Source organism: Bombella mellum (assembly GCF_014048465.1).
In the GTDB taxonomy this organism is placed as follows: Bacteria; Pseudomonadota; Alphaproteobacteria; order Acetobacterales; family Acetobacteraceae; genus Bombella; species Bombella mellum.
In genome coordinates, this window is the sequence record NZ_PDLY01000004.1 from 138,013 (window position 1) to 159,538 (window position 21,526).

The 21,526-nt window shown below is 61.0% G+C and carries 21 protein-coding genes; 9 read left to right on the forward strand and 12 right to left on the reverse strand.

Annotated features, from left to right (window positions below):
• Positions 1–159 precede the first annotated feature (159 nt).
• Complete coding sequence (locus CPA56_RS07135; protein WP_182041461.1) at positions 160–630, reverse strand: RidA family protein; 471 nt, start codon at positions 628–630, stop codon at positions 160–162.
• Positions 631–729: 99 nt separating this feature from the next.
• Complete coding sequence (locus CPA56_RS07140; protein ID WP_182041320.1) at positions 730–2,019, reverse strand: O-acetylhomoserine aminocarboxypropyltransferase/cysteine synthase family protein; 1,290 nt, start codon at positions 2,017–2,019, stop codon at positions 730–732.
• A gap of 258 nt (positions 2,020–2,277) precedes the next feature.
• On the opposite strand from CPA56_RS07140, the gene CPA56_RS07145 reads away from it, so the two are divergent.
• Positions 2,278–3,054 carry an alpha/beta fold hydrolase gene (locus CPA56_RS07145; protein ID WP_182041321.1) on the forward strand — a complete coding sequence of 259 codons (777 nt, stop codon included), beginning with the start codon at positions 2,278–2,280 and terminating at the stop codon, positions 3,052–3,054.
• An 80-nt stretch (positions 3,055–3,134) separates the two neighbouring features.
• On the opposite strand, the gene hisD is transcribed toward CPA56_RS07145, so the two are convergent.
• Genes hisD through gmk form a run of 3 tightly spaced genes read right to left on the reverse strand, consistent with a single transcriptional unit; the run spans position 3,135 to position 5,792 of the window.
• Complete coding sequence (gene hisD, locus CPA56_RS07150; RefSeq protein WP_182041322.1) at positions 3,135–4,427, reverse strand: histidinol dehydrogenase; 1,293 nt, start codon at positions 4,425–4,427, stop codon at positions 3,135–3,137.
• Positions 4,427–5,119 carry an ATP phosphoribosyltransferase gene (gene hisG / locus CPA56_RS07155; RefSeq protein WP_182041323.1) on the reverse strand — a complete coding sequence of 231 codons (693 nt, stop codon included), beginning with the start codon at positions 5,117–5,119 and terminating at the stop codon, positions 4,427–4,429. Before hisG ends, hisD begins: the two co-directional genes overlap by 1 nt.
• A 49-nt stretch (positions 5,120–5,168) precedes the next feature.
• Positions 5,169–5,792, reverse strand: coding sequence for a guanylate kinase (gene gmk / locus CPA56_RS07160; RefSeq protein WP_182041324.1), 624 nt, complete (start codon positions 5,790–5,792; stop codon positions 5,169–5,171).
• Positions 5,793–6,047: 255 nt separating this feature from the next.
• Here gmk and pqqA point away from each other — a divergent pair, with 255 nt between their 5' ends.
• The 6 genes from pqqA (at position 6,048) to CPA56_RS07190 (ending at position 10,377) form a co-directional block, all read left to right on the forward strand.
• Positions 6,048–6,128 (forward strand): pyrroloquinoline quinone precursor peptide PqqA, encoded by an 81-nt coding sequence (pqqA, locus tag CPA56_RS07165; RefSeq protein ID WP_043559425.1) that lies wholly within the window; start codon positions 6,048–6,050, stop codon positions 6,126–6,128.
• A gap of 183 nt (positions 6,129–6,311) precedes the next feature.
• Positions 6,312–7,232, forward strand: a complete 921-nt coding sequence (pqqB, locus tag CPA56_RS07170) for a pyrroloquinoline quinone biosynthesis protein PqqB (RefSeq protein WP_182041462.1) — start codon at positions 6,312–6,314, stop codon at positions 7,230–7,232.
• Positions 7,229–7,960 carry a pyrroloquinoline-quinone synthase PqqC gene (gene pqqC, locus CPA56_RS07175; protein WP_195805124.1) on the forward strand — a complete coding sequence of 244 codons (732 nt, stop codon included), beginning with the start codon at positions 7,229–7,231 and terminating at the stop codon, positions 7,958–7,960. Before pqqB ends, pqqC begins: the two co-directional genes overlap by 4 nt.
• A 28-nt stretch (positions 7,961–7,988) precedes the next feature.
• Positions 7,989–8,291 (forward strand): pyrroloquinoline quinone biosynthesis peptide chaperone PqqD, encoded by a 303-nt coding sequence (gene pqqD / locus CPA56_RS07180; RefSeq protein ID WP_182041325.1) that lies wholly within the window; start codon positions 7,989–7,991, stop codon positions 8,289–8,291.
• Positions 8,292–8,311: 20 nt separating this feature from the next.
• Positions 8,312–9,418, forward strand: coding sequence for a pyrroloquinoline quinone biosynthesis protein PqqE (gene pqqE, locus CPA56_RS07185; protein ID WP_182041464.1), 1,107 nt, complete (start codon positions 8,312–8,314; stop codon positions 9,416–9,418).
• 164 nt (positions 9,419–9,582) lie between these two features.
• A complete protein-coding gene (locus CPA56_RS07190) occupies positions 9,583–10,377 on the forward strand; it encodes a polyprenol monophosphomannose synthase (RefSeq protein WP_182041326.1) in 795 nt (264 codons plus the stop codon).
• 92 nt (positions 10,378–10,469) lie between these two features.
• Here CPA56_RS07190 and rfbD read toward each other — a convergent pair whose 3' ends face one another.
• The 5 genes from rfbD to CPA56_RS07215 form a co-directional block, all read right to left on the reverse strand.
• Positions 10,470–11,360, reverse strand: a complete 891-nt coding sequence (gene rfbD, locus CPA56_RS07195; RefSeq protein WP_182041327.1) for a dTDP-4-dehydrorhamnose reductase — start codon at positions 11,358–11,360, stop codon at positions 10,470–10,472.
• A gap of 46 nt (positions 11,361–11,406) precedes the next feature.
• Positions 11,407–11,967: a dTDP-4-dehydrorhamnose 3,5-epimerase gene (rfbC, locus tag CPA56_RS07200; protein WP_182041328.1), complete on the reverse strand. Its 561-nt coding sequence runs from the start codon at positions 11,965–11,967 to the stop codon at positions 11,407–11,409.
• A gap of 74 nt (positions 11,968–12,041) precedes the next feature.
• A complete protein-coding gene (gene rfbA / locus CPA56_RS07205) occupies positions 12,042–12,944 on the reverse strand; it encodes a glucose-1-phosphate thymidylyltransferase RfbA (RefSeq protein WP_182041465.1) in 903 nt (300 codons plus the stop codon).
• Positions 12,945–12,961: 17 nt separating this feature from the next.
• Positions 12,962–14,017: a dTDP-glucose 4,6-dehydratase gene (rfbB, locus tag CPA56_RS07210; RefSeq protein WP_182041466.1), complete on the reverse strand. Its 1,056-nt coding sequence runs from the start codon at positions 14,015–14,017 to the stop codon at positions 12,962–12,964.
• 220 nt (positions 14,018–14,237) lie between these two features.
• On the reverse strand, positions 14,238–15,650 hold the full coding sequence (locus CPA56_RS07215) for a mannose-1-phosphate guanylyltransferase/mannose-6-phosphate isomerase (RefSeq protein ID WP_182041329.1): 1,413 nt from the start codon (positions 15,648–15,650) through the stop codon (positions 14,238–14,240).
• Positions 15,651–15,889: 239 nt separating this feature from the next.
• Here CPA56_RS07215 and galE point away from each other — a divergent pair, with 239 nt between their 5' ends.
• Positions 15,890–16,900 (forward strand): UDP-glucose 4-epimerase GalE, encoded by a 1,011-nt coding sequence (gene galE, locus CPA56_RS07220; RefSeq protein WP_182041330.1) that lies wholly within the window; start codon positions 15,890–15,892, stop codon positions 16,898–16,900.
• On the opposite strand, the gene CPA56_RS07225 is transcribed toward galE, so the two are convergent.
• Positions 16,888–18,237 (reverse strand): glycosyltransferase family 39 protein, encoded by a 1,350-nt coding sequence (locus CPA56_RS07225; protein ID WP_182041331.1) that lies wholly within the window; start codon positions 18,235–18,237, stop codon positions 16,888–16,890. The genes galE and CPA56_RS07225 overlap by 13 nt on opposite strands.
• A gap of 365 nt (positions 18,238–18,602) precedes the next feature.
• On the opposite strand from CPA56_RS07225, the gene CPA56_RS07230 reads away from it, so the two are divergent.
• A complete protein-coding gene (locus CPA56_RS07230) occupies positions 18,603–20,018 on the forward strand; it encodes an ArnT family glycosyltransferase (protein ID WP_182041332.1) in 1,416 nt (471 codons plus the stop codon).
• Between the two features lie 90 nt (positions 20,019–20,108).
• Here CPA56_RS07230 and CPA56_RS07235 read toward each other — a convergent pair whose 3' ends face one another.
• Complete coding sequence (locus tag CPA56_RS07235) at positions 20,109–21,521, reverse strand: hypothetical protein (RefSeq protein ID WP_182041333.1); 1,413 nt, start codon at positions 21,519–21,521, stop codon at positions 20,109–20,111.
• Positions 21,522–21,526: the final 5 nt, after the last annotated feature.

Consider the following 21,526-nt stretch of genomic DNA (forward strand, 5'->3'; position numbering starts at 1 on the left):
CAGATCATTACCACACCACCCCTGAACGGTCATGGCGGTGTCCTCCCTCCATAACAGGCAACCCGCCAAAAGGAACCCCCCAATATGGGACGCTCACTCATGAAAAACGGGCCGCCCTCCCTGTGGAGCAGCGGCCCGCCTTCATCAGCAGCCGGACTGTCAGACAACCTCAAACATCGCTTCGACCTCGACCGGCGCATCCAGCGGCAGGCTGGGCACCCCGACGGTGGAGCGGGCATGCTGTCCAACCTCACCGGCAAAAACCGCTGCGGCAAGATCAGACGCCCCGTTCATCACGGCGGCATGGTCGATGAAGTCCGGCGTGCAGGCCATGAAGCCGCCAAGACGCACGACACGGCGCACCCGGGACAGATCACCATTCAGGGCCGTGTTCAGCTGGGCCAGAATATTGATGAAACAGGCCCGGGCACAGGCCGTCCCCGCCTGATTGGAGACCTCGGCCCCCAGCTTGCCGGTAATCAGCAGCCTGCCATCCACCAGCGGCAGCTGTCCGGACACGACCAGCAGGTTCCCCGTCCGCACGACCGGCAGATAGTTGGCAACCGGGGCGGCGGCCACGGGCAGTTCAATGTTCAGCTCGGCAAGGCGGCTTTCTGGTGTGGACATGATGATCTTCCTTTCATCTCATCGCTTCTGGAATAATGGAGGCCTGCCACACTGCGCCTTCAGACAGGCCCTGCCAAGAGGTGAAGGGCATGACGGCCCCTCTCACCCGGCAGCACGGTCCAGTGCCTGGGCCAGATCGGCCAGAATATCCTCGGGGTGTTCCAGCCCGATGGACAGCCGGACATAGCCTGGCGACACACCGGCCGCCTTCTGCTCCGTCTCACTCAGCTGTGCATGTGTGGTGGACGCCGGATGGATGGCCAGACTCCGGGCATCCCCGATGTTCGCCACATGGTAGAAAAGCTCCAGCGCATCAATGAAACGCTGGCCCGCTTCCCGGCCACCGGGCAGCTCGAACCCGACAAGCCCACCCAGCCCTCCTTTCAGGACGGCCTCGGCCCGCTGGCGGGCCTCTCCCTCCTGCACGGCAGGATGGATCACACGCTCCACATCACGGCGACCTTGCAGGAACCGCACCACCTTCAGCGCATTCTCGCAATGGCGGGGCATCCGCAGGGGGAGCGTCTCCACACCCTGAATGAGCTGGAAGGCATTGAAAGGCGACAGGGCTGCCCCGCCATCCCGCAGCAGCACGGCCCTGGCCCGCAGCGCATAGGCCACCGGCCCCAGCGGGCGGGCAGCCTCCGTCCAGATGGCACCATGATAGCTGGGGTCGGTCCGTGTCAGCAGCGGATGACGCTGCCCCCAGTCAAACCGGCCACCATCAACGATCAGCCCGCCAATGGATGTCCCATGCCCTCCGATATATTTGGTGGCCGAGTAGATCGTGATGGCCGCACCCTGCTCCAGCGGGCGGGCCAGCAGGGGGGCTGCGGTATTGTCAACGACCAGCGGAATACCCCGTGCCCGCCCTGCCTCGGCAATGGCGGCCATCGGGGCCACGACCAGCTTGGGGTTGGGCAGGGTTTCCAGATACCAGGCCCGTGTCCGCCCGTCACTGGCCGCCTCAAAGGCAGCCGGATCGGACGGGTCCACGAAACGGACCTCCACACCCATGTTCTTCAGCGTATGGGCGAAGAGATTCCATGTTCCCCCGTACAGGTCCGTTCCGCTGACGATATTGTCGCCCGCCTCGGCCAGTGTCTGTATCGCCACGATGGCGGCAGCCTGACCGGACGCCACGGCCACGGCAGCCGCACCACCCTCCAGTGCGGCCATGCGCTTCTCGAACACGTCAACGGTCGGATTGGTGAGACGGGAATAGATCATGCCCACATCCTTCAGCGCAAAGCGGTCCGCCGCCTGCTGGCTGCTCTCGAACTGGTAGGATGTCGTCTGATGGATGGGTGGTACGACCGATCCCGTCACCGGGTCTGCCCGCCAGCCTGCATGGAGGGCCAGGGTCTCAGGGTGCCGTGTTTCATGTGCCATAAGGGTGCTTCCTCACAATCTCCGCTGCCTCCGCCTCGCCAGCAGGACAGGACCGATCCATCCACCATCCAAGGCATACCATGCCCTGCCCGCACGGCCACCCTGTTCCCCGCCATTTTTCCCGGAACAGGCTGTTACTTCATAGAAATGAATCTGTTGTAATCGCTCTCATAGGGAATATAGGATTGATTTTATCCAGAATAACTCTATAAGCGGCGGCTCTTCCTATCATTCCAGTCCGCTAGAAGGGTTACAGTCATGCAGCTTGCTTCCCTTGTTCGCAATGAGACCGGTGTGGATGACGCACCGACAGTTGTCATGCTTCATGGCGTCTTCGGACGGGCACGCAACCTGGGCATTCTCCAGAGGGCACTCAGCCCCCATTTCAACACGGTGGCGTTCGACCTCCGCTGCCACGGGGACAGCCCCCACGCCCCCATCTCCTACCCGGAAATGGCAAAGGACGTGCTGGAGAGCATGGATGCGCTGGGAATCAGGGAAGCCTACATCGTGGGACATTCCATGGGCGGCAAGACGGCCATGGCCACGGCACTGACAGCCCCAGAACGTTTCAGGAAACTTCTGGTGGCGGACATTGCCCCGGACATCATGATCCACGGCCAGCACGATCTGGCGCAGCAGCTGTACCACACGCCGCTCCCGGCCCTGAACAGCCATGCCGAGATCCGCAAGTTCCTGCATGACCTGACGGAAGACCCTTCCGTTGGCGAACTGATCGCCCAGCACATCACGCCCGGCGACCCTGCCCGGTGGAACATCGGCGTGACGGACATCGTCGCCAGCTTCCCCGTCATCCAGTCCTGGCCGGATGTTTTCAAGGGCAAGACATGGGACGGTCCGGCCCTGTTCATCCGGGGCGGAAACTCTCCCTACATCAAGCCGCAGCATCACGACGTCATCCGGGGTTACTTCCCCCAGGCGGACATCAAGACCATTCCCAACACCGGGCACTGGCTGCATGTGGAAGACCCGACCAGCTTCAACAGCCTGATGCTGGAGTTCCTGCGGAGCTGAACACGGCCTCCCTCCAGTCCGGAACGAAGAAGGGCCGCTCCCATGCCGGGGCGGCCCTTTCTTCATGACAGGCCCCTGCCTCAGCCCTGTTTCAGGCGTTCCGACAGGCTCATGGCATGGGCGTCCAGCCCTTCCTCCCGGGCAAGGATCACACCGGCGGGGCCGACCTTCTTCAGTCCTTCCATGTCCGTCTCGATGGATGTCGTCCGCTTCAGGAAATCATAAACGGAAAGACCAGAAGCAAAACGGGCCGTGCGGCTGGTCGGCAGGACATGGTTGGGACCACCGACATAATCCCCGACCGCCTCCGGGCAGAACCGCCCCATGAAGATCGCCCCGGCGTGACGGACCTTCAGACTGAAGGCTCTCGGATCATCCAGCAGGACCTCCAGATGTTCCGGGGCAAACTCGTTCACCACTGCGGCCGCCTCATCCTCCGACCGGACAATCACGACTGCCCCACAATCCTCCCAGCTCCTGCGGGCAATCTGCGCCCGGGGGAGTGTTTTCAGTTCTTCCTCCACCGCCGCAATGACCCTGTCCGCAAAGGCCTCATCCTGCGTGATCAGGACAGACTGCGCCTGCTCGTCATGTTCTGCCTGTGCCAGAAGATCAATCGCCACCAGACGGGGATCATTGCTGCCATCCGCCACCACCACGACCTCGGAAGGACCGGCAATGCTGTCGATTCCCACATGGCCGAACACCTGCCGCTTGGCCTCCGCCACGAAGGCGTTGCCCGGCCCCACGATGCGGTCCACCGGAGCAATGCCCTGCGTGCCATAGGCCAGGGCACCCACGGCCTGTGCCCCACCAATGCGGTAAATCTCCGTCACGCCACAGAGCCGGGCCGCCTCCATGACCAGCGGATTCAGCACGCCATCCGGTGTCGGCACGCACATGGCCAGCCGTCTGACACCGGCCACATGGGCCGGAAGGGCATTCATCAGCACGGAGGACGGATAGGCCGCCTTGCCACCGGGCACGTAGAGACCGGCGGCATCCAGTGCCGTCCAGCGCATTCCCAGCCGCAGTCCGGCCTCATCCGTATAGTCGAGGTCCCTGGGCAGCTGGGCCTCATGAAACGCCCGGATGCGCTTTGCCGCCAGGGCAAGGGCCTCCTTCGTCTCCGGAGCGACACGGTCTGCCGTCTCCCTGATCTCCGCCTCGCTGATGCGCAGCTGGTCGGGGGTCAGGGTCAGCCGGTCGAACCGCTCGGTATAGTCACAGAGGGCCTCATCGCCCCGTTCCCGCACGTCGGCCAGAATGGCCCGTACCGGCTCCGCCACGGAGCCACTCTGCTCGCCACGGCGGGCCAGAACGGCCTTCAGCTCGGTTGCGAACTGCGGTGATGTCGTGTTCAGACGTTTCATCAGATGGACTCCCCCTTCCGGGCAGACTGGGCGACGGCAGACCGGAACCGCTCGATCAGGCTGCCGACTTCCTCGGGGCGGGTTTTCAGGGCGATGCGGTTCACGATCAGGCGGCTGGTCACATGGGCGATGGTTTCCACCTCTTCCAGCCCGTTGGCCCGCAGGGTGGAGCCTGTATCCACGAGGTCCACGATCACGTCGGCCATGTCCAGGGCCGGGGCCAGCTCCATCGCCCCATGCAGATGCACGATCTCGGCATTGATGGCCCGGGAGGCGAAATGACGGCGGGCAATGGCCGGATATTTGGTGGCCACCCGCAGCCGGGACCGCCCTTCCGGCGGCTCCTCATCGCCACTTCCCTTCGGGCGGGCCACGGCGATGCGGCATCCGCCAATGCCAAGGTCCAGCGGTGCATAGAGGTCGGGATAGTCGAACTCCAGCAGCACGTCCGCCCCGCAGACGCCAATGTCAGCCCCACCATAGGCCACGAAGGTTGCCACATCGAAGGACCGGACCCGCACGACATCCAGCCCCGGCTCGGACGTGGGGAAGCGGAGGCGGCGGCTGCTCTCATCAAGACAGTCCTGCGCCGGTTCGAAACCCGTATGATGCAGGACAGGACGTAGGGCCTTGAGGATCCGCCCCTTGGGGAGGGCCAGAATAAGCGGCGTCTTTGCCTGCATATCAGTCATGGTTAAGCTCCTGCTTGCAACATACGGGTCCAGCTTATCAGAGCCGCTTTCAGCCCGCTACTGGCCAGAGGGCGGCAACGTCCCGGCGACGGGCACGGGCCAGACGGCTGGCCGCCAGCACGGCCCGGGCCTCTTCCACGGCCCGGTCCAGATCATCATTCACCAGAACGTAATCGAATTCCGGCCAGTGCGAAATCTCGCTCATGGCGGCCTTCATGCGGGAGGCGATTTCCTCCTCGCTGTCGGAGTTCCGTCCACGCAGGCGGGACTCCAGCTCTTCCAGCGAGGGAGGCAGAACGAACAGCCCCACCACGTCATCCGGCATGGCCCGGCGCATCAGGCGGCAGCCCTGCCAGTCAATGTCCAGAATCACGTCACGTCCAGCGGCAAGGGCTTCCTCCAGCGGCGCACGGGGCGTGCCGTACCCACGGCCGAACACCTCCGCCCACTCCAGCAGCTCACCATTGGCCGCCATGTGACGGAATGTTTCCAGATCACGGAAGTAGTAATGGACGCCCTCCTCCTCACCGGGGCGGGGGGAGCGGGTCGTGACGGACACGGACGTGAAGATGGTCGGGTCCGCCCTGCGGAGAGCCTGCGCTATGGTGGATTTTCCCGCCCCCGACGGGGCCGAGATCACCAGACAAACTCCCCGCCGTGACTGCTTGCCCATGTCATTCCTCATCTGTTTCTCTGTTCTGCCGGCCGGGCGGCAATCTGCATCTTTCTGCCCCGCTCCTGCCAGAAAAACGCTCCCTTTACCAGCAATCACCATGTCGTTCAGACACCGCATGGCCGGGATGCAGTCTCACCCGGACTGCCACGCACGTTTCTTCTGGCATTTCCTGCGGCTTCTGCTCTATCCTGCCTTGGCAGGGTTTTTCTCCTCTGCGGGACGCCCTGCATTGACCAGAAAAGGAGTACCATCATGGCATGGAACACACCGAAAGTAACCGAGATCCCTCTGGGCGGCGAAATCAACTCCTATGTCTGCGGCGAGAAGAAGTAATCTCCGCACGGACATACGCATGGCAGGGAGGCACCGGCATTTCTGCTCCGCCTCCCTGCCTCCGCGCCTGACTGATCTGCGGGACGGGCCCGCTCTTTACGGCTTTGCAGGTGCGTAACACGGACACAGCCAGCCACGGGGAATCATCCGCTCCCGTGAGGCTGGAGAAAGGTGGTCTCTGTCGTGCTTGACGTCATCATTCTGGGAGCCGGAGCCGGTGGCGGCTTCCCCCAATGGAATTCCGCCGCACCAGGCTGCCTTCTGGCCCGGGAGGGCATGAAGGCCAGACCCCGCACGCAGGCCTCCCTCGCCGTCAGTGGCGATGGCGAACACTGGTTCCTCCTCAACGCCTCGCCGGACCTCCGCCAGCAGATACTCGCCACCCCGGCCCTGCACCAGACAGGTGCCCCCCGTGGAACCCCCATCCAGGCCGTCATCCTTGCCGGAGCGGAAATTGACGCCATCACCGGGCTTCTGACCCTGCGGGAACGGGAACCGTTCACCCTCATGGGCAGCCCCTCCACCCTGGCGCAGCTGGACCGCAACCCCATTTTCGAGGCTCTGGACCGCACCATCATTCCCCGTGTCGCCATCACGGAAGGAACGGCCATCCCGCTGCCTCTCAAGGATGGCAGGCCATCCGGCCTGACGCTGGAAGCCTTCACCGTTCCCGGCAAGGCCCCCCTCTATGCCGAATCCGAAGGGACCAGGCCCGATGACACGCTCGGCCTCTCCATCTCCGACGGAACGAAGACCATGCTCTTCGTCCCCGGCTGTGCCGAGATCACGCAGGCCCTGAAGGACCGTGCCAGCCGGGCCGACCTGCTCTTCTTCGACGGGACGCTCTGGCAGGATGACGAGATGATCCGCACGGGCCTCAGCCCCAAGAGCGGGCACCGCATGGGGCATGTGTCCGTCAGTGAGGATGATGGCCCCCTCAAACAGTTTGCTGCCTGTACGAGGCCGAAGAAATTCTTCGTCCACATCAACAATTCCAACCCCATCCTTCTGGAAGACAGCCCCGAGCGGCAGGCAGCCGAGCAGGCGGGCTGGGTCATCGGTGAGGATGGCATGAGAATCCAACCTGATGAGGTGTCATCATGAGTACCCTTCTCTCCCCTGCCGAGCTGGAAGCCCGCCTCCGTGCCATCGGGGCGGAACGCTATCACCGCCAGCATCCGCTCCACAAAGCCATGTATGAGGGCAGGCTGACCAAGGGGCAGCTCCAGGCCTGGGCACTGAACCGCTATTACTATCAGGCCCAGATTCCCCGGAAAGATGCCACCCTGCTCGCCCGCCTGCCCACGACCGAGCTGCGCCGTGAATGGCGACGCCGGATCGAGGACCATGACGGCACGGCCGAAAGCCCCGGCGGCATCGCCCGCTGGCTGAAACTGACCGGTGGACTGGGGCTTGATGATGAGTATGTGACAGGCCTGAAGGGTCTGCTGCCTGCCACGCTGTTCGCCGTGGATGCCTATGTGGCCTTCGTGCGGGACCGGTCCATTCTGGCCGCCATCGCCTCCTCCCTGACGGAACTTTTCTCCCCGACCATCATCGGGGAACGCATGGAAGGGATGCTCCGCAACTACCCGTACATCTCCGAGGACACGCTGGCCTATTTCAAGCCCCGCCTGACACAGGCCCCGCAGGACTCCACCTTTGCGCTGAACTATGTCAAGGAACATGCCCGCACGCCGGAACAGCAGCAGGAAGTGCTTGGTGCGCTGGAATTCAAGTGCGCCATCCTCTGGCAGCTTCTTGATGCCCTGGACCACGCTTATGTGAAGGGCCACATCCCCCCCGGTGCCTTCGTGCCGGAAACACCCTGAAACCCTCCCTCCTGCCAGCAAGGTTCCCATGCCATCCTCATCCCGTACGCCACATGTCACGCTGACTGAAGATGACCGCCCCGGTTTCAGCCGGGGCTACCGCCTCCAGCATGACAGGGTGAGGGAACAGTGGGTGATCCAGGCCCCGGAACGTGCCCTGCTGGCAGACCCCATTGCCGTGGCCATCCTCCAGGAACTGGACGGGCAGACCCGTCTCAGTACGGTCATCGACCGGCTGGCCGAACGCTACGAGGCTCCCAGGGGCCAGATCGCCACGGATGTGCTCGCCCTGCTCTCCGACCTGACGGAAAAAAGGATTCTCCGGCCGTGAGCGGGGCACCGGACAGCCACATGGAAAACGGCACCTCCACACGTCCCCCGGCTCCCATGAGCCTTCTGGCCGAGCTGACGCACCGCTGCCCGCTCTCCTGCCCCTACTGCTCCAACCCCGTGGAACTGGAACGCAAGGCCCAGGAACTCGGCACGGAAGACTGGCTCCGCGTGCTGGAGGAAGCGGCCGAGATGGGTGTCCTTCAGGTCCATTTCTCCGGCGGGGAGCCCATGGCCCGCCCGGACCTCTACACCCTCATCGCTCACGCCCATAAACTGAATCTCTATACCAACCTGATCACGTCCGGTGTCCTCATCACCCCCCAGACCATGAAGCGGCTGGATGAAAGCGGACTGGACCATGTGCAGCTCTCCTTTCAGGACACCGACGGGCCGGAAGCCGACCGGCTGAGCGATTTTCCGAAGGTCCAACCCCGCAAGCTGGAAGCCGCCCGCCTCATCACGCAGGCCGGCATCCCCCTGACGCTGAACTTCGTCCTCCAGAAGGCCAACATTTCCCGCATCACGGACATGTTCGCCCTGGCCCGCCAGCTTGACGCCCAGCGGGTCGAAATGGCCCACACCCAGTATTATGGCTGGGCCCTGAAGAACCGTGCCGCCCTTCTTCCCTCCCGCAGGCAGCTTGAGGAAGCCGCCCGGCATGTTGCCGCCGAGGAGGCAAAAGGCGGGCTGGCCATAGATTACGTCACCCCGGACTATTACGCCGACCGTCCCAAGCCCTGCATGGGCGGATGGGGGCAACGCTTCCTCAACATCTCACCTTCCGGCCATGTTCTGCCCTGCCATGCGGCCGAAACCATCCCGTCCCTGACATTCGACAATGTCCGGGACCACACGCTCAGTCACATCTGGTACCACTCACGAGCCTTCACCCTCTTCCGGGGAACGGACTGGATGCCGGAACCCTGCGCCTCCTGTTCCCGCAAGGAGATCGACTGGGGGGGATGCCGCTGTCAGGCTCTGGCCTTGGCAGGCGATGCGACCCTGACCGATCCTGTCTGCTCCCTGTCGCCCCACCGGCATCTGATCAACGAGGCCATAGCCGAGGCTGAAACGACCGACACGCAGGTCTTCATCTACCGTCGCATGGGCCATCAGGCCTCCTGAAGGCATCTGTCTGCCATGAAGAGAACAGAACCGGCAGGCACTGTCCTGCCTGACAGGACAGTTATTCCCCAGCCAGCAGAGCCTTCATCGGCGTGAAGCCGTTATCTTGCACTGACGGGCCATCCAACCTATTACTGTAACACCCTCCTCCAGTGGAACCTGATATGACCGCCCCTGACATCAGCATCATCATCCCATGTTACAATGAGGTCGAAAATGTTGGCCCCGTCGTGGAGGCTCTGGAAAAGACCTTGAGCGGTTTCAGGTGGGAAGTCCTGTTCGTGGACGACAACTCCCCGGACGGCACGATGGATGCGGTCCAGCGGCTGGCCGAGACAAAGCCGTACGTGCGGGGGCTGCTGCGCATCGGGCGGCGGGGCCTGTCCTCTGCCGTCATAGAGGGGGCCCTCAGCGTGTCCGCTCCCCTGATTGCCGTCATGGACGGGGACCTCCAGCATGATGAGCGTTGCCTGCCGGACATGATCGCCATTCTTCAGTCCAATCAGGCTGATGTCGTCGTTGCAAGTCGGCATGTCGCTGGCGGAAGCAATGAAGGGCTTTCCAACGGCTGGCGGCGTTTCCTCTCCAACAGCGGCATCTGGGCAGCCCAGACCCTGCTTGGAGTCTCGTTGACGGACCCGATGAGCGGCTTTTTTGTCATCAGACGCTCCACCTTCATCGGGCGTGTTCCTTTCCTGGATGGGACAGGCTTCAAGATCCTGCTCGACATCCTGATCGCCCTCCCTGACCGCCTGCGTGTCCGTGAAGTCCCGATGACATTCCGTGATCGTGCCCACGGGGAAAGCAAACTCAATTCCGGTGTCATATTCTCCTTCATCAGGCGGATGGTGAAGCATGGCTTCCACCACCACCCTGCCCCGGCTTTTGGCATCACGGCCTTCATCGGCCTGACCCTGATGTGGGTCACAAGGGAGCTGTTCCCCTGCAAAAAGAACTGAACCCAGCAAACCGGACATCTTCCTGTCAGACATGAAAAAAAGGCCGTTCCTTTTCTGGAACGGCCTTTTTCACATGAGCAGAGCTGCGCCTGTCAGGCCTCAGCCTCCATCAGCCGCCTGACCACACGGGCCACGCTCTCCCGCCAGTCCGGCATGGTCTGGCCGAACACACGTTCCAGCCTGCCATTATCAAGCCGGGAATCTGCCGGACGGGCAGCCGGGGTCGGCCAGTCAGCCGTCGTGATGGCCTCCACCTCCGGCATGGTACGGCCATATAGGGTGGCCTGTTCCAGCGCATGGCAGGCAAGCTCATGCCATGTGGCTTCTCCTCTGCCCGTGGCGTGATAGATGCCCGCATAGCTCTCCTGCCAGCCCGTTTCCCTGATCCTGTCGACAATGCCCAGAATCACCGCCGCCAGATCGTCCGAAGAGGTCGGATTTCCCCGCTGGTCCCCCACGACACGCAGGCGTGGATTCTTCGCACCGGCATTCAGCATCGTCCTGACAAAGTTCCTGCCATGCGCCGAATAGACCCAAGCCGTCCGCAGAATGATGCTCCGTGACTGGGCCGCCAGAACGGCGGCCTCTCCCTCGGCCTTTGTCCGGCCATAGGCCGTCACCGGGCTGATCGGATCACTCTCCAGATAGGGAGACCCTTTCTTCCCATCAAACACGTAATCCGTCGAAACGTGAATGAAAGGAATCCCCCGACGGGCAGCCTCTTCAGCCAGACGGGCCGGCCCCGTATGATTCCCCTGTCTGGCCGCTTCCTGCTCCGTCTCCGCAAGATCAACGGCCGTCCAAGCCGCCGCATTGACGATAAATTCGGGCTTATGGGCATCAATGACACCAGCCAGCGTCTCGGGAGTCTGGAAATCAGCTTCCGGCCGCCCGACTGTCACGACACGGTCACCGCCCAGCTCCTTCAGGGAGGTTGCCAGCTGGCCTGACCGGCCAATCACCAGAATGGAAGGCTTCGTCATAATCCACGCCCTTTTCGTTCCAGAAGGAAACATGCCCCGAGAGACATCACCTGTATTCAAACCACCCCTGGGCTGCATCGAAAGACGGGGCCTGAAGGTCTTTCTCCGACAGGACGGCCTCATCCCGTGTCACCGGCCATTCAATGCCCAGCTGCTCACAGTCCCAGCGCACGGATCGCTCGGAGGCCTTGTCATACAGGCCGGTACATTTGTACTGCACCTCGGTATTTTCCTCCAGCGTGACAAAACCGTGCAGGAAGCCGACCGGCAGCCAGAGCTGGGACCAGTTCTCGGCGGAAAGCTCCACGCCAACCCACTGGCCATAGGTCGGAGACCCCGTCCGGGCATCCACGGCCACATCCCAGATGGCCCCACGGGTCACACGGACCAGCTTGCCCTGCCCATGCGGAGCCAGCTGGCAGTGCAGGCCACGAACGACGCCTTTCTGCCGGGACAGGCTCTGATTGTCCTGTACGAACAAGTCAGGAATTCCTGCCTCGGCCATGCTCTTCTGATTGTAGGTTTCAGAGAAGAATCCCCGATTGTCTCCGAAGCGGGCCGGCGTCACTTTCACGATACCGGGCAGGGACAGTGCCTCAACCTTCATCCTGTCATCTCCTCCATTTTCATGCTCGCCACCTTCCGGTCACCTCCATCTGGGAGAACCGGAGATCACATGACCTATGACACTGTCGGGCGGCCTTCTGCCGCCACGCAGAGCAGGGTCTGCCCCAACGGGGTTTTCTTCATCCGGTTGCCCGTTTCCAGAAGCTGTGCATGAGAAATGAACCCCATGCGGTAGGCCGCCTCCGTCGGAGAGCCGACCAGCAGCCCCTGGCGGGACTGGATGGCCTGCACGAACGTGCCCGCCTGCATCAGACTGTCCGGCGTACCGGCATCCAGCCAGGCACAGCCACGGGCCAGACGGTCCACCTCCAGCGTGCCTTCCTCGAGATACATCCGGTTCAGGTCCGTGATCTCCAGCTCCCCACGGGCACTGGGCCGTACCTTATGGGCAAAATCGCAGACCCGGCCATCATAGAAATAAAGCCCCGTCACCGCCCAGTTGGACGGAGGATTGACCGGCTTCTCGATGATGTCCAGTGCCCGGCCATTCTCGTCAAACGACACGACGCCATACCGTTCCGGGTCACGGACCTGATAGGAGAAGACCGTGGCCCCCTGTGGCCGCCTCGTCGCATCCCGCAGCATGTGCTCCAGCCCGTCGGCAAAAATGAGGTTGTCCCCGAGGATCAGGGCACAGTGCGCACCAGCGATCCAGTCCTCGGCGATCTGGAAAGCCTGGGCGATGCCATCCGGACTGGGCTGGACACGGTATGTGAACGTCACGCCAAACTGCTCGCCCGTCCCCAGAAGCCGCCTGAACTGGGCCTGATCATCCGGCGTGGTGATGATCATGATGTCCCGTATCCCGGCAAGGATCAGGGTCGTCAGGGGGTAATAGATCATCGGCTTGTCATAGACAGGCAGAAGCTGCTTGGAGGAGGCCAGCGTCATCGGGTACAGGCGTGTTCCCGATCCGCCGGAGAGCAGGATGCCTTTCGTCAGAGGCTGACCGGACATGCCCGTCGGAATTTTCGTCATTTCTCGGCTCCCAGCCTGCGGCCATCATATCGCTGCTTCCGCAGGTTCTGCCACCATGACCTGTTGTCAACATACCACCGGACCGTCTTGCGCAGGCCCGTCTCGAAATCATGCTCGGCCTTCCAGTCGAGGCACCGTTCGGCATGACTGGGGTCAATCTCGTACCGGAAATCATGCCCCGGCCTGTCACTGACAAACGAGATCAGGCGTTCCCTCGGGCCAGCAGGATCAGGCTCCAGCTCATCCAGCAGGGCGCATATCCGGCGCACGACATCCAGATTGCTCCGGGGCTGCCGGGCCCCGATGGCGTAGGTCTCGCCCGGCTTTCCATGTTCCACGGCCCGGACCAGGGCAGCGGCATGATCCTCCACGAACAGCCAGTCCCGGAGATTCTCACCCTTTCCGTAAACGGGCAGGGGCTTCCCCTCCAGGGCATTTATGATCATCAGCGGGATCAGCTTCTCCGGGAAATGCCACGGCCCATAATTGTTCGTCGTATTGGTCACGAAAGCCGGGAAACCGTAAGTATGATGCCACGCCCGCACGAGATGGTCGGACGCCGCCTTGCTGGCAGAGTACGGGCTGCGGGGATCATACGCCGTCGTCTCGGTGAACGGAGGGTCTTCCGGAGCCAGATGGCCGAACACTTCATCCGTCGAAATGTGGAGGAAGCGGAACCCTGCCTTCTTTTCCGTCTCCAGCCCCATCCAGTAACGACGTGCCACATCCAGCAGGCAGTATGTTCCCACAATGTTGGTCTGGATGAAAACGTCCGGACCATCAATGGACCGGTCCACATGACTCTCGGCGGCCAGATGCATGATGGCATCCGGCTGAAAATCAGCCAGGGCCTTTTCCAGCGCAGGTCGGTCATTGATGGAGATGCGGGCGTGGAAATACCGTGGATCGGACGCCACGGCTGCCAGTGTTTCCTCGGAGGCAGCATAGGTCATGCAGTCGATGTTGAGGACCTGATGGGACGTCCTCTGCATGAGGTGTCGTACTACGGCAGACCCTATGAAACCACATCCACCTGTTACTGCAACCCTCATCATACCTCCCTCATGTATCAGACAGCCGGACGAAGCCTCCCGGGCTTTCCCGGCTCCGGGCATCCCGACAGACACCCAGCGCACATAATGACCATATCAGGCGAAAAAACGGCCCCCGGCTTTTTCAGCGGCCCTGCCCGACACCCACCGTCACGGGACATCCTGTCAGCAATATAGTAACGTTCAGGTGATTTGAAGTCCCGCATCCGATAAACATGGATCAACGCCGATACAGGTCATCCAGGCGGACAATATCGTCTTCTCCCAGATAAGGCCCGGACTGGACCTCGATCAGTGTCATCGGAATACGGCCGGGATTTTCCAGCCTGTGTACGCAGCCCAGCGGCAGGTAGACGCTTTCATTCTCCCTCACCATGATCTGCTCATCATCCCGTGTCACGAGGGCCGTACCTGCCACGACGACCCAGTGTTCCGCCCGATGAAAATGTTTCTGGAGGGACAGTTTCTCACCAGGGCTGACATGAATACGCTTCACCTGAAACCGGTCCCCCTGGATGAGGCTTTCGTAGAACCCCCAGGGGCGGTACATGCGGACATGCTGCTCGGCTTCCGGGTGCCCCTCATCCTTCAGGCGGGACACCATGTGCTTGATGTCCTGTGCCCGCTCCCTGTGTGACACCATGACGGCATCCCGGGTGACGATGATGATAAGATCATCCACCCCTGTCACGGTCGCCACGACACCATCGGAATTGACGTAACAGTTCCGGGCATGATCGAGAAACACGTTGCCCCGCACGGCATTGCCGTTCCCGTCCTTGGGCGTCAGCTCCCACACGGCATCCCAGCTGCCGACATCCATCCAGCAAAAACTGGATGGCACGACGGCGGCCCTGTCCGTGCGCTCAGCCACGGCATAATCCACCGAGATGGAAGGAGACCGTGAAAAAGAGGCCTCATCCAGCTGGACGAAACCGAGGTCTCCGCTGGCGTTCTGCACGGCCCCTGCCACAGCCTCATATATGGCCGGTTCGTACCGCTTCAGCTCCTCGAGGAACACACGGGCACGGGCCACGAACATCCCGGAATTCCAGAGATGCTGCCCGTCAGCCGCCATCGTCTCGGCCCTGCTGGCCTCCGGTTTCTCCAGAAACCGGGCTATGTGGTAGACATTCTCCTGCCCGTCCAGCAGGTCTCCCTGACGGATGTAGCCATATCCCGTCTCGGCACGGGTCGGCCTGATCCCGAACGTGACGATGTAATCGTGTCTGGCCGCCTCGCAGGCCTGTTCCAGGGCCAGCCCCAAGGCCTCATGATCCTCGATCACCGCATCGGCAGGCATGAACCAGAGCAGGGCCTCCTCGTCACGCTGCATCTGCCAGAACGCCGCCGCTGCCATGGCCGCCGCCGAATTGCGGGCCACAGGTTCCAGAATGATGTCGACCTTCTCAACCCCCACCTGCCGCAGCTGCTCGGCCATGATGAAGCGATGCTCACGGTTGCCCACGACGACCGGCTCGGCCTCCAGCCCCAGCAGTCTCGTCCGCTGCACGGTTTCCTGGAAAGGCGTATCCTGCCCCAGCAGGGCGCAGAACTGCTTGGGGTAGCTCTTGCGGGATACTGGCCAGAGCCGTGTCCCAGACCCGCCAGAAAGAATAACAGGAACGATCATTGCTCGCCTTTCCAGTATCGACTGATGTCAGCATCTTGATAATGACTGCCGTATGAGACGGCATGTTATCATGGACGTAATCTCCGGGGATAGCCTCTCCGGGCCTGCCCTGCGCCTTACGGGCTGAGGACAGGGCTTTTTCAAAAAACGGACAGACATACAACCATCTGGTTACCGGTCATGGTGTAAACTCTTCTGCTCTTCATTCTCCAACAGCTGAAAGAGGAACGTCCAGACCCATGCACTATCTTGTTACCGGCGGTGCTGGCTATGTCGGCAGTCATGTTGCCCTGGCTCTGCTGGAAGACGGGCATGAGGTAACCGTTCTGGACAATCTGAGCACCGGCCACCGGGCCGCCATTCCTGCGGGGGCCAGGTTCCGCCATGCGGACCTTGCCAATGCCACCGCCCTTGAGACCATACTGGGGGAAACACGCTGGGATGGAGTCCTGCATCTGGCGGCCCTGTCGGTCGTGGGGGATTCCATGAAATCACCCATCCACTACATCCGCCAGAACATGCTGACATCGCTGAACCTGATAGAAGGCTGTGTCCGCCACAGGATCGGGCGTTTCCTGTTTTCCTCCACCGCAGCCCTGTTCGACAGCGGGAGCACGGCACCCCTCTCGGAAACGGCCCCCATCAGTCCCGGTTCCCCCTATGGGGAAAGCAAGTTTCTCATTGAACGGGCCCTGCACTGGGCAGACCGGCAGCATGGCCTGCACTACGGCTGCCTGCGCTATTTCAATGCGGCCGGAGCGGACGAACAGGGACGGCTGGGCGAGGACCATCGCCCGGAGACCCATCTCATTCCTCTGGCCATCGATACGGCCCTTGGCAGACGCCCGCTCCTCAGGCTCGCCGGCAATGATTATGACACGCCTGACGGCACCTGCATCCGGGATTACGTCCATGTCAGCGATCTGGCAAAGGCACATCTCCTGACACTGTCCCGGCTGGATGAAGGCTCCGTCACCTACAATCTGGGCACGGGACGGGGTGTCAGCAATCTGGAGGTCATGAAAACCGTCGAACGCCTCAGCGGGCAGTCACTCCCCTGGTCATGGGCTCCCAGAAGGGATGGAGACCCGGCCATTCTGGTGACCGACCCGACCCGCATCCGCACGGAGCTGGGATGGCAGCCCCGCCATACGGAAATCGACTCCATCATAGAGACGGCCCTCCGCTGGCGGCTCTACCACCCTGAAGGATACAGCACGCCCCGGGGGACCGGCTCTCAGCGTATGTAACCCAGCAGGATCATCTCACCATTATCCATGACGGGCCGGTACCCTGCCTTCGCAAGCCAGCTGTCAAAGATGATGTTGCCACTGCTGTAATGGGTCATCGTCCCATAGAGCTGCACGACCGAGAAACGGTGCTGGATGATCATGTCCTTCAGGAACACGACCTCCTTGTTCTTCTTGAGGGCCTGCGAAAGATTGAAACGGTCAATGGCGTCACGACTGTCCGCCCAGTAGCACAGGGCCATATCCGTGCAGAGCAGGGACGTGTTCCGCATCCTCAGGGCCTGTATGTAGGTCTGCCATTCGCTGTCCTTCAGCCGGACGGTCTGCACCTCCTGATAGGAGGACATGCCCCAGAAAGGCAGAAGGCACAGAAGAGGCAGCACCATCACCCAGCAGGCACGGGCCAGCTGCTTCCGCTTCCCGTCCGGCCCGGACAGACGGGCCAGACCGATGCCGCACAGTATGGCAGCCGCCACGAAAGCGTCGAACATGCAGTTGTAATCGACACCCTCACCCAGTGATTCCAGAAACCCGAACAGACAGCCGAACACCAGAAACAGCATCACCAGCACGGAAGGGTCTTTCAGGCTGACGGAACGCCACCTCTGGCAGAACACACCCACCCCGACCAGCAGCATACCCCCCATGAAAGGCAGCTGGCGCACGCTGTGGATCACCCGCCCCAGCCGAATGACACGCTGGTGCAGAAAGACATCCCTGAAGAAACTGATCCCGTACACCTCGTAACAGCTCAAGAAACCGACGGCCAGCAGGGCACCAAGCATGGCACTCCAGAGGGCGGCCTTCCTCATGTCGACACAGAGCAGCCAGACGAACATGGCCAGCGGCAAGGCCACCAGATTATGCTTCGTGAATCCGCCCAGCACGATCAGCAGGGCACAGCAGAACAGACGCTGCCATGTCAGCTCGGCCGGTTTCCGGCTGACCATCACATACAGCCCTCCCAGCATGAGAGCCTGGGCCAGCCACTGCGGGTCGTTCATCCCGAAATAGCCGTGAAATGCCGTATTAGCCGTCACGAGGAAGAGGACCGCCGTTGCCAGGGCTGCCGCCAGCCTGCCCGTCACGACCTGGATGATCCGGGCGATCAGGGCGGCCGAAACCAGAACGGAAAGACAGGACAGGATGCGGCCCGTGATGATGGCGTCAAACCCCAGCCGGACCAGCCCCCCCATCAGGACGAAAGACAGGGGAGGATAATTGTTGAACACGAAGCCCCTGTCGGATGAATAGAGCTGATGATCACCACCGGCCGTCCAGCTCGCCAGCTGGGCATTCCAGCCCTCATTGACGTCCAGAGGCACATGGTGGAACATGACCAGCACGGTCCTCGTGCATGTCAGAAGAAAGAGGGCAGCCCATACGGCACACCAGCACCAGATCACCCGGTCCTTTTTGCTAGGCACAAACATACCCCATTCCAGACAAATGCATCAGCGACCATCCCTAATGCTTCCTTTACAGACAATTCCAGTAGCACGAAAATCATAATAATTTCCTACAGAAAGCCATCGGATTCATTTGATCAATTTACACTTCTGTATAGAATGCGCCGCTGTTTTCCTCTATGAAAACACGTTTCTATACTTCACCGGCTGTCAGAATGTCCCATACATCACTCCTAAACCGCCACACATGGTCTTCAAGAGAAACACATATAGCCTATTTTTTACTGCTTGTCATGGCAATCCTGACCCGTGCCATGGTTTTTGGAAATCCTTTTATATTTGCGGATGAAGAATTCTACATGTTCGTCGGCGGCAGGATGCTGCATGGCGAACTTCCTTTTGTGGATGTGTGGGACCGGAAACCCATCGGCATCTTCCTGCTTTATGAAGTCTTCCACCTTTTCGGCCCCTGGCGTGTCTGGGCCTATCAGACATTCGCCCTGCTGAGTGCCTGGGCCACGTCCATCCTGTGCCTGAAAGTGGCCCGTTTCATCGCACCGGCGGGGGGTGCCCTTCTGGCGGGCTTCCTCTATCTCGTCTGGACCGCCAACTCACAAGGCTGCGGTGGCCAGACACCCATTTTCTACAATCTCCTCACCGTCTGGGCCATCCTGCTCATCACACGCTTTCTGGCACGGCAGACCCGCCTCTCCCTTTTCCAGACAGGAGCCGGGGTCATGGCCCTGTTTGGCCTTGCCCTCCAGATCAAGACCTCCGTCGTCTTTGAGGGCGTCTATGTCGGGCTGTACCTGATGTGGCTCACCTACCGCCAGGACAGGGACCTCATGAAGGTCGTGCCGTACGCACTGGCCTGGTGCGGCATCGCCCTCGTGCCGACAGTTGCGGCCATGCTGTTCTATGTCCTTGCCGGGCATTTTCAGGAATGGTGGTTTGCCAATGCCATTTCCATCTTCCTGAAAAAACCCTCCCCGGTCGCCTCCCTGCACCAGTGGCTGCACACGGTGTACTGGGGACTGGTCATGCTGGGCATCCTGCTCATCACCACCATCCTGCGCCTCATCTTCAGGAAGCAGACGGCGGACTGCCAGACACTGTCCCGGTTTCTGGGGGGATGGGCCTGGACCGCCTTTGCAGGCTTCGCCATTTTCAACACCTTCACCAAACACTATTCCCTGCCCCTCTACCCGGCCTTCTTCATCTTCGCCGCCCCGCTCTGGACATCCCGGCTCAGCCGCCTCTGGCTTGTCCTGCTGCTGGTCTGGGGTGGGATACGGGCCTATGATGCAGAAAAGCGGCTGCACAAGGCCAGCAACCTGACGACCCTGAAAAAGGTCCTGCCCGTTTTCTCCGCCCAGCCCGGCTGCATCTACAATTACGACACACCGGACACGTTCACGGACAGTCTTCCCTACTGCCACCTGACCCGCTTCCCCTTCTCCGGTCATCTCGGCACGGATACGGAGAAACATGCCCTGGGCATTGATCCCGTTCAGGAAATAAAGGCCATCCTGGCCCGGAAGCCTCTCTATATTCTCATCTCCGCCGATGATTCGGACCGAAACCCCTACATCAACCATGACACCTTCAATGTCCTCATAAAGGAGATCAGACAGCATTACGAAGCCATCTATGGCGTGGTGCAGCGTTATGCCTTCAATGGTGTCATCATCTATAAACGGGTCCGCTGATCCGACCTGTCCGGCACGGTTTTCCATAAAAAATGGCCCTCCCATGCACCGGGAGGGCCATTTTTCTTTCAGGCAGAAACGTCTCCGCTCTCAGAACATCCGGTGGGTGTAATAGGAGAACACTCCGTTCTTGATGTACATATAGGCGGGTCCCAGCTCACTTTCCCCGTAGAGGGCAATGTTGAGATTGGAGAACACCACGCTGATGACCAGAAGAGTGATCAGCGTCTTCTTGAGAAACGTCACGTCCCTCAGGTTTCTGTACAGATAGACGCAACCCAGCGTCCCGAGAAAGACGATGTCCGGATAGAATTCGGCCCGGTACCGGTAATTCATGCTGATGGCAATCATCATCAGGAAGGCCGGAATGGCCAGGGACACCGCAATGGACGCAAAGGCCGCCCTGCTGACGGGGAACACCCGGTTCTTCCGGAAAAGCCCGGCGATGAGCAGCCCTCCACAGAGCAGCATGAAGCCGTCCGTCAGGAAAAAGCTGCTTGGCGGAAGCTCGTTGGCATCAATCAGTCTGGTGAAACTGTCCTGAAGGACATAATGCCCGTCAGCCTTCTGGAATATCCAGATCGGCACGAAGAAATAGACGATGCCCAGATAAAATCTCTGAAGATTGAACAGCCCGTAAGTCTTGGTCCTCAGGACACGGCTGGGGAACTCCACATTGTAGAGATACAGGTCATAATTGGCGAAGGTGAGCGGGTTCCCCCACCGCCTGTAATTCACATAGCCCGTCACGATGATGGCGAGGACGGAAATGACGGCCGGCACCACGATGGACGGGAGCGTGACACCATCCTCCTTCGTCCTGAAGCTGCGGCACCACCGGTAGAAATAGATGATGAGAAAGCAGAGCAGCGCAGCATAAAGCCCGATGCCCATGGAAACACGGGTCAGCAGGGCGCAGGACGCCGCAATGGACATGTACAGCCCGCCATACCGCCAGTATTCTTTCTCGCAGAGAACACGGATGGCGCAGTACACGAACCATGAGGCAAAGGCCAGGGCCCAGAAACAGACCTCCTGATAGAGGCTGTGCTCAAAGAAGCAGACCTGTTCGCCAGAAAAGGCCAGAGCAATGGCCAGGCAGAGCGAGACCCATGAATTCCCGCCAAGATAGCGGTCCGACACGAAACGCCATGTCCTGTAATTGAAGAACAGGATCATCAGCACGGCCAGGATGGATGAGAGACGTGTCACGTCCCAGTGCAACCCGTTGGGGAAAAGCAGGACCGGCAGCCTCAGCAGGGAAGGGAAAATGCCCCAGTAGGCATAGACCTTTCCATCCCGGAGGAAGCCTTCCTCCTCGACGGTCTTCGGGTCCACGTCGAAATGGCCATGCAGCATGTGGTCAATCATGCTGTTGAAGGTCAGCCTCAGACCACCGGGCCGGACCTCCACCGGCAGGTGGGACCAGGACAGGATGCCCATGATGCTCCAGACGATGGCGGCGCACCATATGATGAGGGTCAGGTTTTTCTTGAAGATCATCACGA